This window comes from Polycladospora coralii, from assembly GCF_014773435.2.
Classification (GTDB): Bacteria; Bacillota; Bacilli; order Thermoactinomycetales; family Thermoactinomycetaceae; genus Polycladospora; species Polycladospora coralii.
The window spans coordinates 39,416-56,993 of record NZ_JACXAG020000009.1 but is presented as its reverse complement, the minus strand read 5'-3'; the positions used below and the strand labels follow the sequence as shown (position 1 = coordinate 56,993).

Below are 17,578 nucleotides of genomic sequence, written 5' to 3'. Positions count from 1 at the left end.
GAAAGAAAATGAATCCTATTTATTTACAGCAGTTTATACGTGAAGTATTGAACGAAGATATTGGCATGGGAGATATTACGACAGAATCGATTGTGCCGGAAAAACATCGAAGTAGTTATGTTTTTCGAGTGAAACACCCTGGGGTTGTAGCAGGGCTCTCGATTGCGGAGCGTGTGTTTCAAGAGTTAGATGCTAGCTTAACATGGATGTCACTTGTACAAGATGGAGAAAGAGTAGAACCGGGAACGATTATTGCACGCATTACAGGTCCCACTCGCGCAATCTTAACAGGAGAACGGGTTGCCTTAAATTTAATGCAACGCTTATCTGGAATTGCAACTTTAACACGCAGTCTGGTAGATCAGATTCATGATTTACCTTGTCGCGTATTAGATACACGAAAAACAACGCCTGGACTTCGTCAATTAGAGAAGTATGCAGTGCGGATGGGCGGAGGAACCAATCATCGGATGGGATTAAGTCATGGCGTCATGATTAAAGATAATCATATTGCCATGGCAGGTAGTTTAGCTAAAGCGATTGAATTGGTTCGTGCTCGCACAGGGCATATGGTGCAGATTGAAGTGGAAGCTGATACACTTACGCAAGTAGAAGAGATATTAGCGTTTGATATTGATGTGATATTACTGGATAATATGGATCCTGATACGTTACGACGTGCCGTGAAAATGATTGATGGTAAAGTGGTAACAGAGGCATCGGGCGGTGTTACGCCAGAAACGATTCGTGCAGTTGCAGAAACGGGTGTTGACGCGGTATCACTCGGCTTTATCACCCATTCAGCAATCGCCTTAGATATTGGTTTAGACTTTGAAAAAGAGGAGCGTGGAACATAATGGCAATCGATATGTTGGCACATGCAAATCATACGCTTCCTGATGCGTATCGAAATTTTACGAGTGAAGAGCTGGATCAAAAAATAACTGCTGCTAAAAAGACGTTAGGTAAAGATCTGGTGATCTTAGGTCATCATTACCAGCGGGATGATGTGATCCAATTTGCCGATTTTCGCGGAGATTCGTTGAAATTAGCACGAATTGGAGCAGAACAAAAAGAGGCAAAGTATATTGTTTTCTGTGGCGTACATTTTATGGCAGAAACGGCAGATACATTAGCTACTGAAGAGCAAACTGTGGTACTGCCAGATTTACGTGCAGGTTGTTCGATGGCAGATATGGCAGACATTGCTGAGGTAGAAGAAGCCTGGGAAGAAATCCAGAAGCAATTTGGAGATACGGTTATTCCTGTCACTTATGTAAACTCGACAGCTGCCATCAAAGCATTTGTTGGAAAACATGGCGGAACAACATGTACTTCTTCTAATGCTGTGCAAGTATTAGAATGGGCGTTCGCACAGAAAAAACGCATCTTGTTCTTACCTGATCAGCATTTAGGACGGAATACAGCTTATCAAATGGGCATTCCGCTTGAAAATATGGTCATCTGGGCACCTAATGAAGGGGAATTCCAAGATGTAAAAGGAAACTTGGAAGACGCACAAATGATTTTATGGAAAGGTCACTGCTCGGTTCACCAAAAGTTTACGGTAGATCAAATCAAGGGTATTCGCGAACGTGATCCGGACATGAAAATCATCGTCCATCCAGAATGTAATTTTGACGTGGTGCAAGCTGCTGATCAAGCAGGTTCAACGGACTATATTATTAAAGCGATTGAAGCTGCACCGCCAGGTACACGCTGGGCGATTGGCACCGAGGTGAACCTTGTACAACGTCTAGCACAAGAGCACCCAGACCAACATATTGTCTTGCTCAGCACGACCATGTGTCCTTGTCTTACCATGAATCGAATTGATCGTCCACACCTCGCTTGGGTGCTCGATCAAATCGTAGCAGGCAACCCTATCAACCAAATTAAAGTAGATGAAGAGACGGCGCACTGGTCTAAAGTTGCACTTGACCAAATGCTAGCCATTTCATAAATGCAGAAGCAGAAAAGTGATCTACACTTTTCTGCTTTATTTAGCTAAATGGAAAAACATATCTCATAACGTTATTCTCCTACCTATCCATCATCTACAGGCGACCCAGAAGATTTTTTGGCATGGTCTACGTGTGTGGGCTAACTCAGTAAAAAAGGTATTCCCGTGATCGTATAACGGGAATACCTGTCAGGATTGACTAGCGCACGATGCTTTTATGAATATAAGCGATCTTACCACTTCTTAACCGGATTTGATAAAATTGACCAGAAGTGCCGACTTTATTTAATACCATGCCTCTAGGTACGCGCTGTAAGATCGTAGCTGAAAGGGAGGGTGCAGATCGTATATTAGCCAGTGACACGTTTACCTGAATGGTTCCATTACTAGATGTAGTGGATTTTTTCCTAGCAACAGAATGATGGAGATATGCCGTCTTACGATTGTTTAGCTTGATGCGATACCAACTGCCATTGTCCCCTGTTAAGGTGTACGTATTACCGCTACGGCCTTTTCCAATAATGGATGAAGATAAGCTGGGACCACTCCGTATGTTAGCGACGCGAACAGATATGGCCACCGTACCACTCGTGCTTCGAAATGAATCACCTCCGCTAACTACACGTGCATAGTCTCCGTGTACATATGCAGTACGTCCATTCGAAAGTTTAATGCGGTGCCAAATACCTGCTTTACCTGTACGGGTAAATTTTTGTCCTTTCTTTGCTTGCGTGATGATAAATGCCCCTAAAGAAGGGCCAGAGCGTATATTTACACGACTTCCTGTGATTTGAACGGTTCCAGAAGCGGCTTTGACACCACTTGACGTATTTCCACGCCAGCGGTTATTACTGGTGCCACTGTGTATCCAGACCGGCGTGCCTTCTTTTACACGTTTACGCAATTCGTTTACATGACTATTATGCATCCGTACACAACCACTTGAAGCGTGCTTGCCGATAGAACTGGGATTATTGGTACCATGTATACCATATGTGCGACCCTTATCGCCATTTACGCTTAATCCGAGCCACCAATCTCCGAGTGGGTTGTCTGCTCGTCCGCCTGGAATGCCTTTCCATCCTGGTTTGCTGATTTTAACAACAATTGAAAAAGTTCCTTCAGGTGTTAACGAGTTGCTCCTACCTGTAGCTACAGGATAAACTTTCTGTACTTTTCCGTTATAATAAAGGTAAAGTTTGTTTGTGTTTTTGTTGATTTCAATTTGGTAGGTAGAAGATGCAGCTTCTATTGTAGGCGGAGAAGCGAAGATCGTCATAAATGAAAGAAGGAATGCTAAGAAAGCGATAGAAATATTTCTCATCATGTAGGGAATAAAAAACGCCTCCTTTGTTAATTGTAAATTATCATACTTTTATGATAATATATATTCACTTATTTGTGAATGCCCTAATTACAATATTTTGTTTGCATGGTTGCTTGGGCTTGTATAAAATAAGCCCAAAAAGAGGAGAGAACTTGGATGTATAAGTTGATCTTATTTGATGTGGATGGTGTATTTTTGAGTGAAGAGCGGTGTTTTGATGCCTCAGCATTATCGGTATGGGAATTGTTATATGCACCAAGTAATCTAGGTTTAACTAGCGATCACTTTGAAACAAAGGTGGATGAGGAGAAGATCCAAGAAATTCGTATGACTATTTTTCAGAATGATTCGATCCTATCGTATATGAAGACACGAGGTGTAAATGCAAACTGGGACATGATTTACCTCTCTATATCCGCACAAATTTTACTATTGCTTCGTAGGATAAATAGGCATGATCCGCATTTTGTCCAAACTTTTTTAAGTCAGCCTATCGTGGAAGAATCTTTGTCTCAGCTACGGGCTCAGTTAAATAAGCATAAAATTACCCATGTTGATTTTGCGGAAACGACTACGGTTTTTGCAAACACGAAAGCCAAAACGCCTAGCGAAATGTTTCGTGATTTGAATCAGCAGGTTAAATCATGGTTCTCTATTTCTGGAACGCTCTTTGGGCGAAAAACGCCTTTATGGATGCTTGGCTATCACACCTTTCAGTCGTGGTATTTAGGAGACGATTTATATCGAGAAACAGAAGCACGCGAAGCAAAAATACCAGGCAAACGAGGTTTTTTAGCAGATGAAGTACCGATTATCTCATCAGCGGATATTTCACAACTATTAACTAGGCTAGAGCAAAATGGGATTGTAGCAGGAATTGGGACGGGAAGAAGTCGGCTAGAAACTGAGACTCCTTTTAAACAACTGGATATTTGGGATTGTTTTGATGAGAATCGCATTGTGACGGCAAGCGATGTCATACAAGCTGAACATACCTTTCCTGAGCATGCGCCTCTTGCGAAGCCAAATCCGTATTCATATGTGCGTGCTTTTTTAGGACAATCTACATCGATTTCCGATTGCTTGGAACAATCCTTACCACTAGAGAATGGTGAAGAAATACTCATAGTAGGTGATTCGGTAGCAGATTATTTGGCTGCTCGTGAAATGGGGAGTCGATTCGCTGCTACTTTAACCGGACTTACGGGAAAAGATGCTCGTACTACATTTGAAAACTTAGGTGCTGATTATATACTAGATGATGTGAGTCAGCTTGCACAGGCACTGGGCCTTCCTGAAACGAGTTGACAGACGGACAACTTTCTATACATTTATGTTGACTAAAATGACACGTTTTTAGCATAATAGAAACGGGTAGGATAAAAGTAAGCGATTTATTTCATTCGAATACATAGGGGGACTTAAGAATGACAACGAAAACATTTGAATTATCCGCACTACCATATGATTTTAAAGCACTTGAACCTCATATTGATGCACTTACCATGGAGATACATCACGATCGTCACCATGCGACATATGTAGATAAATTAAATGGTGCAATTGCAGGACTTGACATCAAGGCGAATTCAATTGAGGAGCTCATTTCCAACTTGGATGCATTGCCAGAAAACGTACGTACAGCTGTACGCAATAACGGTGGTGGTCATGCCAACCATACGTTATTCTGGGAAATTTTAAGCCCAAATGGTGGTGGATCTCCTACTGGAGAAATTGGTGAAGCAATTAATGGAGCGTTTGGTAGCTTTGAAACGTTTAAGAAATTATTTACCGATGCTGCAGTTACACGCTTCGGAAGTGGTTGGGCATGGTTGATCGTAAAGGATGGTAAATTAGAAGTAACCAGCACACCTAACCAAGATAGCCCACTTATGGAAGGTAATACTCCAGTGTTAGGCTTAGATGTGTGGGAGCATGCCTATTACCTAAACTATCAAAACAAGCGTCCAGCTTATATTGAAGCATTCTGGAACGTGGTAAATTGGGATGAAGTAAATAAGCGTTATCTAGCAGCACGCGGATAAGAGAGAGATTTAAAAAGAGTCCATCTTACCCTTTAAAAGGGAGATGGGCTCTTTTGTGTGTGGAGCAAAAAGATTAAGTTTTGCTAAGATCAGTGACAATGTGTAAAATAAAGAGACGACTAGGAGACTCAGATTATTAAATGATCCATTTATGGGGATGATAGGTAAAGTTGTATAAGCCTATTTGATGGAGAGATCTCTCATTAATTGGATAAATATAGCATATAAAATTGATGATAGGACAAGGTGGGGTGTCTGCTTCGATCATAATATGCTAGTATGGGTAAATCATGCTAATCGACACGTATGATATTAAACACCGTAAGTATTCCGGATAGAATTTCAGCTGGTTAGAATGGGAGGAGGAGTTTAAAATCGAACGAATCTTAATATTAACTATGGGATTTGGAACCGGACATAATGCTGCAGCGCATGCGATTCAATCCCATTTACACACGAGTACCCAAGTAGAGGCAGTAACACAAGATATACTTGAGTTGATACCGGGTACATTACATCCTCTTCTACAATCTGGCTATCACGGTATGCTTAGCAAATTTCCATCTATCTATCACGTTTTGTATGACTGGACGCATCAATCACGTGTGGTGCGATATGTTTCTAGTGAATTAATTGAGAAGATAGGCTGGACAGTGCGTAAAAAAATGATGGAAATCTTTACTAAAGTTAACCCTACACGCATTATTACCACGCATCCATTTGGATTAATGGTTTGCCCCAGTGCTTATCAATGTTTGCCTACGGTGGCTGTTGTGACAGATTATGAATTGCATCCGATTTGGTTGACGAAAACGCCCAATGTGCTGTGTACACCTAAAAAGTTAATTTCGCCTATGCAAACAGATCAGATACAATGGCAAACAGGCATTACACTTCATGAAACGGGAATTCCGATTCGTGCTACTTTTTATCAACCTATAGATAAAAAAAGCGCACGTGAAAAGTTGGGTCTTAAACCGAATCCACCAGTTGTTTTAATTATGGGTGGTGGGACTGGCATGGGTCCGCTAGAACAATTGGTTTCAGAATTAAGGCCACTTATAGATGTCCAATTTATCGTGCTGACAGGGAATAATATCAATTTATATCATCGTTTAAAATCAAAATATACGTATGATCATATTCAAATTGAAGGATTTCGCAGTGACATGGAATATTGGATGGCTGCTGCGGATTTATTGGTAACGAAGCCTGGTGGTATCACGGTAAGTGAGGCGATTGCAAAGCAATTGCCTATGTTTTTATTCGAAGCTTTTCCAGGTCAAGAAGAAGCCAATCAACAATATTTAATCAAAAATCGGGTCGCATTTCTGACACGTCCAGCAACCATTCGGGTTCAAATTGAAAAGTTTTTTTCTTACACCAGAAAAAATGGAAAATTTGAAGATCGCTTTCAAGCCCTACTGTCTCAAGATGCGACAACGCAAATTGTAGAACAAACTTTGCAACTCCCCATACCAAAAGAAACCACAATTCAAGTTTAATGGACTTGCGAGTTTCGCTGATAATCGAATATCTTGGAAGAAGGGAGGTGTTTCAACATGCAGTTAGTCACATATGTAGTGAAAGCTGATGAATTGAATATCCAGACTACTGGTGAGTTGGGAGGAAGGCTGGGGTGGATTAGAGGTGACTATGTGGTAGATGCTGTATTTGCACAAAAGTGGCTACAACAAGAAAAAGAAATGATTTTTTCGTATCACATGCCACATGACTTACTCGACTTTATGAAAAAAGAGTCTGTAGATATCATGCATTTACGCCAAATTGATCAATGGCTAGATGATACCACGTTTGAACGAGAATCCGTAGAAGGTGAACCGATTGCGATTCACATCGAAGAAGCCCAGTACTTATCTCCGATTCCAATTCCCAATAGTGTGCGGGATTTTTATGCGTTCGAAGACCATGTTAAAACCGCGCGCCATCGTCGTGGATTAGATATGATACCAGAGTGGTATCAGCTTCCTGTTTTTTATTTTTCAAACCATCGATCTGTGGTAGGACATGAAGTACCCATTCGAAAGCCGGCTTATACGAATTGCTTAGATTATGAATTAGAAGTAGCATGTATCATCGGAAAGCGAGGAAAGGATATCTCACGGCTGGATGCCCATCAGTATATTGCAGGTCTTTCGATCCTGAATGACTGGAGTGCACGTGATGTACAGAGAAGAGAAATGACTGTCGGATTAGGACCTGCCAAAGGAAAAGATTTTGCCACTTCAATCGGTCCGTGTATGGTGACGCTGGATGATTTAGAGGATAGGCGCTCTGGGGAACATTGGGATCTTGAGATGACGGCCAAAATAAACGGTCAAACGCTTTCTCGTGGAAATCTGAAAGATCTACACTGGAGCTTTGCACAAATGATTGAGCGTGCTTCGGAAGGCGTAGAATTATTTCCAGGTGATATTATTGGGTCAGGCACAGTAGGAACAGGGTGTATTTTAGAATTAGGAACAGAGGTGCATCGTTATCTTGAACCTGGTGATCAAGTCGAGTTAGAAGTCGAAAGATTAGGTGTATTAAAAAATGTGATTACCAAATAGTTATAGGTGTGAAAAGAGCAGAACACTTCAGGTTCTGCTCTTTTTAATTGAGCTTCCACACATAAGCCATTTCTTTAAACTGCCGATTACCGATTTGAAGCGTCTCAGTTGCTACTGCTTTTCCTCCAAGCGCTTCATAAAATGGGCGCGCAGGATTTTGCTCCAACACCCATATCAACATGGTATGGTATTGTGCAGCGACCAAATCCTGACGAACTTCTGTGATGAGCGCTCTGCCTAAGCCTTGACGCTGATAGGGTTCTAAAATATAGATCGCGTACACTTCTCCATCTGCATCATATTTTTGTGATCTTTCCTGGCCGCCACAAGCAAATCCGACAACTTCACCGTTTATATTTTCTGCTACATAAATGATATAGGGAGGATTAGCTAGCGCTGTTTCCCAAAGCAGGAGTCGCTCTTCTACTTTCATATTTTCAAGGTACGAATCCTCTACGATTCCTTGATAGGTAGATCGCCAGCTCGAGACATGAACCTGACTAATACCTCGTGCATCATGCAATGTTGCTTTTCTGATCCGCATTTTTAATGTCCCTCCCTTATCCATGATCCTATTCCGATTTGCTGGTTTGATGTACCCATGCTGGGATTTCTTGTTGATACTTCTGGGCGATTTCAATTAATTCAGAGGCTATTCTCTGTGTCAAATCGGGCCTAACCATTCGGATATAACCGGCATAACCGATAATATAACCCCAGAAATAGGGATGTTGATCTCGATTCTCTTCTACTAAACCAGAGCGCTTCACGTTATGAAGTAATGCTCTGAAGGATCTTAGTTCCTGACGGCTAATATTCAGCTTTTTGTTGACAACAATACCGGTAACTTTTTGTCTCTGAGTAGCGCGTAGAATGCGTGTTTTCTCTTCATTGATATGAAATCCTTCAAATGTGATAATGGATCGTGATTTACTTAATAGTGTGCGAATGTGATGGTTTTTGACTTTTGTTCCGGAAAAAGTAAGATCATCGGCATAGCGGGTGTATGTCATATTAAGAGAATCTGCTAACCCATTCATACGGGAATCTAAACGTCTACAAATGATATTGGTTAGAGATGGGCTTGTACAAGCTCCTTGTGGCAACTGCCGCTCTCCTAATGCAACATGATACACTTTACCAGCAAATGATACTTTTTTTCGTGGCGGCTCTGTACAGACGAGTGCGAGTAAGGTGCTAATGGCTTCACTATATCCAAAAGATTGAAATAAGCCACGTACGCGCCAAAATGTAATCGTAGGAAAAAAATCTTTTAAGTCCATTTTCGCGATCAAATCCTTCTTTACATGTGGACGTGCATTATCCATAATATTTTTTTGCGGTAAGAAACCTAATGCGTGTGGACTCACATCGATATGATCCAGAATAGCTTCTTTAATCCACGATTGTGCAATACGTAGCAGTGGCTTAGGAGATGAAATAACCCGTTTTTCTCCATTTTTTTTAGGAATCGTAAAATGATGGTAATGGGAAATAGTGGCGGTATTACGATGATAGGTGAGCCACTTTAATTCACTTAGTGATAGCCCGATTTGAGTGGCTATCTGCTTACTTGAAGTGAGCACCGGCAGACCGAGTTTGTTTAATTGTGTTTCATCGGTTTCTTGCTGTTGGAGCCCAGCAGATACACCTCGTCCAAGATGGATAATGTGATCGGCTTTATATTGCTGCCAATGAGCTTGCTGTTCTTCTTTCTCTTTCAATCGTACCGCTTTGCGTTCGACGCGCTTTTGTCTACTGGCAGCTATTCGCTTTTGGCGTGCTTCTGCAAGTAGGTCGTTGATTTTGGGGAGTTTTCCTGCTTCAAGTTGGACTTGCTGAAGTTCTTGTAATAATTGCTGGTATGCTTCGTCCTCTTGTTTCCACTGTTCTTTTTTTTGTGGGGATACCTCTGGTTCCTGATAAAATCCTAAACGGAGCATATCACTTCGAATTGTTTCATATTTTCCTTCTTGTTTAATACGTTCATACCATTCGGCACGTGTCAAAGGTTTTGAATCTTCACTCATGATGGTACCTCCTCTCCTTGATGTAATAGCAATAAGGCTAAAATGTGTTCACAAGGACCACGCATAAGGTGGTTTTGGTTATGAAAGTAGCAAGAGCAAGTCGCTTCTAGTATTCTGCCATTCTGATCACGCTTTACTTGAGGATGTAATTCATTAACGTTTCCTTGTAAAATCAGATGTCCTTGATCTGTATAGGTAGATCTATGAAGCGTAGCCTTCTGTTGTTGTATCCACTTCTCTGCTTTGGTTTCGCGTGGGTTTTTTGGAAGTGGTTCTTTAAAGGTGATCGGCTCTTGTGTAAGTTCTCGCAAGCGATACTTGCCGACCTCAATATCAAACATTACTTTTCCGGATTCGCATAATTGTCGCAAGCTACTTTGAACAACGAGCTCTGATAGCTGAGTTTGATGTGCTAACAAACTAGGGGTGGCGGTTTTTATCTTTTTTAAAGCTTTAAATACAGCCATGCGATCTGTCGAAGTGACTGGACTTGCTTTACCAATCATGAGATCAAAGTGGCCCGCATCCGCCCAATCATTACGTGTCCAACCGGATAAACCAAGCGTAAAACTTAGACTACCAAGATCTAAAACATAAAAGCTAGGCATCCCATTACCAAGCAAATGGACCGTGATGGTTTGTGTAAGCGGCAATAATTTCTCCATTAAATGAAGGCGTCTTCGGCCCCATACACGAATTTCTTTGCTTTCCGTCCCTGTATAGACAGAATCTCTAAAGGAAAGTACTTCATCCCATGGTTCAATCACAACATGTACAGGTTGTCCTGGTGATAGTACGTACTTGAGTGAGCGTGGCCCTTTTTTTTCGCGATTGCGACGTAAGAAGGTGCATAAGTTATACATATCAATCGGTTGTATCGTAAATGTATCCATGGGGAGATTCATTGCAGATTGGACTTGTAAGAAACCACGCACCCAACTTTCAGGAACATCGATTTTTTTCTCCTTATACACCTCCCGCTTTTCTGTTGCCACTTCAAATCCGCTTGGATCGATTTGAAATACAGTAGGTCGATAGCTTCGCATACGTTGTAACTCGTCAAGTAGATGATCAGAAAAATCGATGTTGGTTGTTCCATACTGAAATGCTGTAACTTCTGTAAACTGAGATTCATGTACCGCTAACCGCCCATAGGATGATTCATCAAGTGAAAAGGCTTCAAAGAAAACTTGATCAGGTGCTACTGTAATCACAGGATCTAAAACCATCCATGCGTCTGGATCGTGGTGGTATAACCAATCGAAATACCTTCTTTGTGCTTTGTAATAACCATCGTCACGCTTTCTTTTTTTCTGACGCATGATCTTAAGTTGTGCCTGTAACTTGTTGATTTGTTGTGCATAAGCTGCCTGTTTCGCATCGCGTGCGTGGAGGATATCGGCAATATCAGTCAAATATTGTTCTTGTACCCACTCTTGATAAGCGCTATGATCTTTGGGCTTGTAATTGAGATCAGATACGACCACATCTCGTAGGGCAATCATGGCGTCTCGATAACGGATAATGTCAATTATTTTTCCTTTGAAAAATGTGGGCTCACGACCTAAATCAGGCGCAAAATCAATTTGTGTTCGGTTTCCGTCATATCGAACGCCACTCGATTTGGCATACATCTGTGTAAACTGCATCTACATGTCCTCCATATCTAACGAGAATTGATCTGCTAATTCTGGAAACTGTACAGATAGCTGGATAAGTGAATGTAAGACTGTTTCAAACTCATGTTGACTGTTACTGTGGGACATTTCCATTAGTAAATGGCATACGGTTTGGGCCATCTCTTCACTTTGTTTTCCAATCTGTAGAAGCAACTGATAGGTTTTTTGCTTTGCTTTCCGTCCCTGATTTACTTTTAACAATAAGGTGCGGAAAAAGTGAAGACATCGATTTAGTTTTGCTTCATTCCAAGTGATCTGAACTGCTAACTGAAGAGCGTAAGCTTGTACATGAAGATAGGGGCTTTCACTTGTTCGTAGCATAAGTTGTTCCATGTCCAATTGATCTCGATGTTGCTCAATTAATCGAAAGGCAAAAGATTGGATATCTTGACGGGATGTATCAAGTAATCCGTATAGGATATTGTTGGAGATATGCTGGTATTGTTCAATATACGAGAGTGCCCAGTCGTGTGTATCGTCCCAATCCGTTTCTGCCAAGTTTACCCACCAACTATCTTCAAGGTCTTGGCTTCGCTTTTGAATCCAATGGTAGGATTGTTGACGTAATGCCATGATAGGATTATGTGCTATGCGTAAGAGTTCATCGGGTGTAAATGAAGTAGCATCCAGTTCAAGTTGTAGCAGGACTTTTCCTGCAAAAGTTTGATTTTCTACATCATCACTTTCCAGCAATGTAACGATTTTGCATAAAGGAATACGATTTAGTTCATGTATGAGCAGATCACCTAGGATTTGATCGCGGATAAATTGGCGTGTACTTTTTTCAATATCAGAGCGTAGCATTCGAACCCATAGGAGGGACAACAGATGTTCAGCTAAAGGAATTAGCCACAAAATTTTATCTTGTAGAAATTGAATAGCAAAAGTTTGTTCTTCGATATCACTCGTGGTTACTAGATCGGCCAAAAAGCGCTCATCCAACTGTAGTGCCGCAAATTGGGTTTGTAAGAGCTGACGCGTTGCATAGCGTAATGGATCATTTTCGGCACGTAAAAAGGGAAGTAGTTGATCTCCTGCTATGTGTTCACGTTGTGGGTTAAGATGGGGAATCAACAGTGTGACAATGTCCAAAAAATATCTCTTATCCCAATGGCGTGAGCAAGCTTGATACAGACTGAACCATTTCGTCACCAAGTCAAAGTCTACAGACAAAGGAAGTATTTCAAAGAGTGGACCTGCAAGAATTTGATGAATGATCTCTACAACATCTCGATTTGTGTTTTCAAAGGGACGATGTAGCAATTTTTGTGCGAATTGTGTACGTGTTATCGTACTCCATTGATTTGAGCGCAGTTGGAGATATAAATAAATATTGCGATGTTGATCGGGATTACCAGACAGAAAAATATAGTGCTCGATTTGATTGAAGTATATAGCAGATTCCTGTTCTAGCCGATCTAATTGTAAAAACAGGCCTAAACGATTGGGGATTTTATCATTACTTTGTACAAGCTGTGTGATTGTCTCATCCGAAAGGTCTTTTAAAAACACTTGCTGATGGTGCCACAAGTTTTTGGCTGCAAATTCTTGAATGACTGAAACATCACTTTCTGTTAATAAGCGAAATAATAAATCTGGTCTTTTCTTCCACAATGAGGGAAAAGCTTCTTCCTGTGTGAAATCTCCGAAAGGCGCTGTAAAAGGCCTTGGTTTTTGGATTCGTTTCCAAGTTTGACCTAGCTTGTAGGTAATGTGCTCACTATGATGGTAAAGGATATGATTCAGTACCCATAAATGGAGTCCAGCACAGTAACGCATGTATTCATTTGTATCTGGATCGCGATCATATACCCATCTAAAGTCATTTGATCGGTAGTGTAGAAGTAAGTCAGTGGCGTATTCGACGTATTCAGGTGACGCAGACTTCCCCAATTGACGTAGTGTTCGCCATGAACGACGTTGTAAATAATGCTTCGTTTGATGCGAATAGGTAGAAGAACTGTACTCATCATTTTTCTCACTATCAAAATGATAGGTGAGCTGTGCCCACACTGCCCGATCTTTAATCAATTCAGATCGTTTATAAATGGCCTTTATATAGCGGAAAAATTTTTGTGAGAAAGGAATGAAGAGATAGGATTGACTATCTTTTCTGAGTTTGTCTATGTGAGATTTTGTGAGCGATACATAACGGCGCCTTACCTGATCTGAATATTCGTATGTAGCCATGATTTCTTGGAACCAATCATTTATCGGTAATTCATCATGGCTGTAGCTTTTCAATAGTGCTAAGATTGCCTGTTTGGCAAGAGGGTCTTCCATGAGATATAGCGTCCATAACCATGATCCATCTTCTTTTGTATAATCAGAGTAGAATGTATATGGATCATAGGAGTTGGTTTGCTCGTTAAAAATTTCATATGTTGTGATGGACGCATAAGCGAGTTGTAAGCAATCTGTAATCGCGTCAGGATGGTATTGCTTTATTTTTTTCACAATTTGAGCGGGGAGTGCTCTTTTTGCTTTGTTTTCTTTCCACCAAGGGATGAAATGGTTCTTTTCCGTTTTTGCTTCCTCAATGTAGTGATCCGCATGATCTTGTGTCATATGATAACCTCCTTAAAAATAAAATAAAGCCTGACCGAATGGGTCAGGCAAAGAGCATCATTGATTTACTAAAACACTTTGGAGTCGTTTTCGCCACTGGACAGGATCCCCTACTAGAGGGTGCATTCTTGCCGAGGCTACGCCTCATTAGTCAGGATAGAATGCACCCTCTAGTAGGGGATCCTGACTAATCAAGCGGAGACGGGTGACGGATTGTATACGTCACATCAAGCATGGCGTATCGCCATGCAAAAAGCTAAATCAATGATGCTCAAAAGAATGATATTATTATTATAACGAATTCTCTATTCATAGTCTATCTATTTTCTTCAGTTTATTTTTAAATATAATAAAAGTGTATCGAGAATAAAAAATGAGATAAATCAATTTGGAACCTTATAAGGTGATTTAGTGAATGATCATAAATATTTGTAGCGTTACATGAATAGGAGAATTAAAATAAAGGTGTAATTCGTACAGTTTTGTCAAGCCTGTAGACTCCAAAATAAACGATAAACAAGGAGGAAGGTTAATGACCAAAGATCGTAAACAGCCTGTTTCTGGAGATTTAATGGATGAGATCTTTAAGAATCACCATGCAAAAGGTGATTTTGATCATTTGCCCGGTCATGGAAAACCGATTCCGAAGTCATATTATGAAAAAGATGTTTTTCACGAAGTTTTAAAAGAGGCTAAATATCTCCGACCATGGCTTAAACTGCAACATGAAATAAGAGATGAAATCGCACAGGTGATTAAACGGTTAAAATATCTTTCACCAGATCAGTTGCATATTCGTACAGATCGGATTAACACCAAAATTAAGCAATATAACCGAGAATGTCCAGTGCCTGCACAGAAAGGTTTAATTATAAGTGATAAAATTAAAGAACAGTATGAAAATTGGGTGTAAGTAAAGTCATCTTGATCAATTTTAGTGAAGCGGGCTATTAGACGAAGGTAGATGGTTTCAATATTACAATTAATAGATTATTCCTTTACTTTCTGCCTTCTTTTCTTCCATTCTTCCGATCTGCATCCCCAACAAAAAACCGATACTGATTCCCATTCCCGTACCTATTCCAATATGATCAATCGCCACACCAAGGCTAGTACCGATAGCAACACCCGCCCCTAGCCACATCCCATAATATTGCGTTATCAAAGCCTCTTTCTATATAACCGAGTTTTTTTTGTACTTTCTTTTTTATTTGTTTAAATTTAAGCAGATAAGCCTGAATATCTTTTTTTCAAAATGATTAGATGCATCTTGTAGTAATGTCATCCCCTCATTTAAATCATCTTGCAACGGTTCAATTTGGTGGTCTCCTATCTTATCAAGTAAACGAATCAACACTTCTATCTGTAGCCTTTTCTTTTGTTCGATGGTCAAGTGTGATGTAGTTGCTTTTACTTTTTTAATGCAATTTTCTAACAATATTTCACCTCAATTTTATATTGCTTATCTGATCGTACTTCTTGTAACTAGCATAACTGATTACGAAGCAAATTTGGGTATATTACGATCAAGTACAAATGTAAATTTTCAGATCAAAATGTCTTGAAGCTGGGACATTACATAGATGTTTTTCTCTGTTATGATAGGATAAGAAAAATGAAACGGAATAAGTAGGTTCAAGATAGGAAGAGATATGATGGGAAAACAGGCACAAAAACAGATCAAGTTAAAAAAAGGCGAAGTGGTCCCGATTCGAATTCGTTCACTTGGGATTAATGGAGAAGGGGTAGGATTTATTCAAAAACAAGTTGTATTTGTGGATGGCGCTATTCCGGGTGAAGAACTGTTAGTTCGTATCTCGGAAGTGAATCGTAAATTTGCCAAAGCAAAGACATTGAAATTAAAAAAGAAGTCGGCGTATCGGATTGAGCCAGCGTGTTCGGTATATACCACATGTGGTGGTTGCCAATTGCAACATATTGATAAGCGGATGCAAGCCCGCTTAAAACGAGAGCAAATTGAAGAAGCATTTAATCGTTATACTGGATTAGAGGAATTGCCACTCGAGAAGACCATACGTATGTCAGAGCCCTGGGGTTACCGAAATAAAGCACAACTCCCACTCGTAAAAGATAAGCATCGTGTGCGAATGGGAATTTACGCACCTCAATCCCATGATCTGGTTGAAATTGACGATTGTATGGTGCAACATCCCGTATTAAATCATGTGTTAGAGGAAGCGAGAAAGATTGTAGAGCAATTAAAAATCCCGATCTATGATGAGAAGAAGCATCGTGGTGCTTTACGTTACTTAGTGGCACGTATCTCATTTGCAACTGAAGAAGTACAATTTACTTTTGTTTCACGCGTTGCAAAACTAGAGCAGGAAGAAGCGCTCATCCATGCGATGCGGACGCAACTTCCACAAGTTAAAAGCATCTATTTAAATCATAACCCAGATGAAACCTCCTTGGTCATGGGAGAAAATAATCGGATATTGTGGGGAGAAGAGAAGTTAACAGAAAAGCTAGGTGATCTCACCTATCGTTTGTCTCCACGTGCCTTCTTTCAGCTCAATCCGCTTCAAACAAAACGCCTATATGAAGAGATTAGTCATGTGGCTGCCTTGACAGGGAAGGAAACAGTTGTAGATGCCTACTGCGGTGTAGGTACAATTGGTTTATGGTTAGCCAAAGAAGCGAAACAAGTTATCGGAATGGATACGGTTTCAGAAGCCATTACAGATGCCAAGGAAAACGCCACGTTAAACGATATTACAAATGCGACCTTTCATGCGGGGAAAGCAGAAACGTTGCTACCACAGTGGGTAAAGGATGGGCTACAGCCTGATCTGGTTATAGCTGATCCGCCACGAACGGGCTTAGCACAGGAATTTCTAGACACTTTGGTTCAACTTAAATTGCCACGCTTTATTTATGTGTCATGTAACCCCTCTACACTGGCTAAAGATAGTAAATACCTACTGGAGGCCGGTTTTGAAGTGAAGCGAATCGTACCACTTGATATGTTTCCGCAAACGGCCCATGTGGAGTGCGTGGCGTTGATAGAGTTGAAATAGCTAGGTATCAATAGGTTTGGTGTATTTAAGTTGAATATTCGAGTGTGTACTATGTTCCCTCGGACTATTGGTTCGGGGGATTTTTTGACCCCCCGGGTCTTACGTTTACGCAGGATTAAATGTTAAAAGATATGGATAAGAGTTTTACATAAGGATTGAGGTATACATTTTAGTGGGCAGATTTGATAGCATATACATCCAGACACTCGACGCATTTTCAAGTATGTTACACGTTGAGTGTGTTAGCTTGATGTCAAGGGTGGAGAAATAAGGTCTATCCAAAGCATTGATAAATAAAGGAATTCCAAGGTTGGAGGATTTTCTACCTGATTTCTGGCAGTACCTTTTAACCTTG

The 17,578-nt window shown here is 40.6% G+C and carries 15 protein-coding genes; 8 read left to right on the top strand and 7 right to left on the bottom strand.

Annotation, left to right across the window (positions count from 1 at the left end; all coding sequences use genetic code 11):
• The first annotated feature begins 8 nt into the window (after positions 1–8).
• Both nadC and nadA read left to right on the top strand, forming a co-directional pair.
• Entirely contained in the window at positions 9–857 is an 849-nt protein-coding gene (nadC, locus tag IC619_RS14610) for a carboxylating nicotinate-nucleotide diphosphorylase (protein ID WP_191140853.1), read from the top strand.
• Positions 857–1,963 (top strand): quinolinate synthase NadA, encoded by a 1,107-nt coding sequence (nadA, locus tag IC619_RS14605; RefSeq protein WP_191140854.1) that lies wholly within the window; start codon positions 857–859, stop codon positions 1,961–1,963. Before nadC ends, nadA begins: the two co-directional genes overlap by 1 nt.
• A gap of 199 nt (positions 1,964–2,162) precedes the next feature.
• On the opposite strand, the gene IC619_RS14600 is transcribed toward nadA, so the two are convergent.
• Positions 2,163–3,290 (bottom strand): SH3 domain-containing protein, encoded by a 1,128-nt coding sequence (locus tag IC619_RS14600; protein WP_191140855.1) that lies wholly within the window; start codon positions 3,288–3,290, stop codon positions 2,163–2,165.
• 156 nt (positions 3,291–3,446) lie between these two features.
• Here IC619_RS14600 and IC619_RS14595 point away from each other — a divergent pair, with 156 nt between their 5' ends.
• The 4 genes from IC619_RS14595 (at position 3,447) to IC619_RS14580 (ending at position 7,908) form a co-directional block, all read left to right on the top strand.
• Entirely contained in the window at positions 3,447–4,598 is a 1,152-nt protein-coding gene (locus IC619_RS14595) for an HAD family hydrolase (protein ID WP_191140856.1), read from the top strand.
• Positions 4,599–4,717: 119 nt separating this feature from the next.
• Positions 4,718–5,335: a superoxide dismutase gene (locus IC619_RS14590; protein WP_191140857.1), complete on the top strand. Its 618-nt coding sequence runs from the start codon at positions 4,718–4,720 to the stop codon at positions 5,333–5,335.
• A 398-nt stretch (positions 5,336–5,733) separates the two neighbouring features.
• Entirely contained in the window at positions 5,734–6,840 is a 1,107-nt protein-coding gene (locus IC619_RS14585) for an MGDG synthase family glycosyltransferase (RefSeq protein WP_191140858.1), read from the top strand.
• Between the two features lie 57 nt (positions 6,841–6,897).
• Positions 6,898–7,908 (top strand): fumarylacetoacetate hydrolase family protein, encoded by a 1,011-nt coding sequence (locus IC619_RS14580; RefSeq protein WP_191140859.1) that lies wholly within the window; start codon positions 6,898–6,900, stop codon positions 7,906–7,908.
• A gap of 43 nt (positions 7,909–7,951) precedes the next feature.
• On the opposite strand, the gene IC619_RS14575 is transcribed toward IC619_RS14580, so the two are convergent.
• The 4 genes from IC619_RS14575 to IC619_RS14560 are packed head-to-tail and all read right to left on the bottom strand — an operon-like array spanning position 7,952 to position 14,185.
• Entirely contained in the window at positions 7,952–8,452 is a 501-nt protein-coding gene (locus tag IC619_RS14575; protein WP_191140860.1) for a GNAT family N-acetyltransferase, read from the bottom strand.
• Between the two features lie 28 nt (positions 8,453–8,480).
• Positions 8,481–9,938, bottom strand: a complete 1,458-nt coding sequence (locus IC619_RS14570) for a reverse transcriptase family protein (protein ID WP_191140861.1) — start codon at positions 9,936–9,938, stop codon at positions 8,481–8,483.
• Positions 9,935–11,587 carry an SWIM zinc finger family protein gene (locus tag IC619_RS14565; protein WP_191140862.1) on the bottom strand — a complete coding sequence of 551 codons (1,653 nt, stop codon included), beginning with the start codon at positions 11,585–11,587 and terminating at the stop codon, positions 9,935–9,937. The genes IC619_RS14570 and IC619_RS14565 overlap by 4 nt, the downstream gene beginning before the upstream one ends.
• Positions 11,588–14,185: a hypothetical protein gene (locus IC619_RS14560; protein ID WP_191140863.1), complete on the bottom strand. Its 2,598-nt coding sequence runs from the start codon at positions 14,183–14,185 to the stop codon at positions 11,588–11,590.
• Positions 14,186–14,717: 532 nt separating this feature from the next.
• On the opposite strand from IC619_RS14560, the gene IC619_RS14555 reads away from it, so the two are divergent.
• Positions 14,718–15,098: a DnaJ family domain-containing protein gene (locus IC619_RS14555; protein ID WP_191140864.1), complete on the top strand. Its 381-nt coding sequence runs from the start codon at positions 14,718–14,720 to the stop codon at positions 15,096–15,098.
• Positions 15,099–15,167: 69 nt separating this feature from the next.
• On the opposite strand, the gene IC619_RS14550 is transcribed toward IC619_RS14555, so the two are convergent.
• Positions 15,168–15,350: a glycine zipper domain-containing protein gene (locus IC619_RS14550; RefSeq protein WP_191140906.1), complete on the bottom strand. Its 183-nt coding sequence runs from the start codon at positions 15,348–15,350 to the stop codon at positions 15,168–15,170.
• Between the two features lie 42 nt (positions 15,351–15,392).
• A complete protein-coding gene (locus IC619_RS14545) occupies positions 15,393–15,623 on the bottom strand; it encodes a hypothetical protein (protein ID WP_191140865.1) in 231 nt (76 codons plus the stop codon).
• Positions 15,624–15,840: 217 nt separating this feature from the next.
• Between IC619_RS14545 and rlmD the strand changes: the two genes are divergently transcribed.
• Positions 15,841–17,223 (top strand): 23S rRNA (uracil(1939)-C(5))-methyltransferase RlmD, encoded by a 1,383-nt coding sequence (gene rlmD / locus IC619_RS14540; RefSeq protein ID WP_191140866.1) that lies wholly within the window; start codon positions 15,841–15,843, stop codon positions 17,221–17,223.
• Positions 17,224–17,578: the final 355 nt, after the last annotated feature.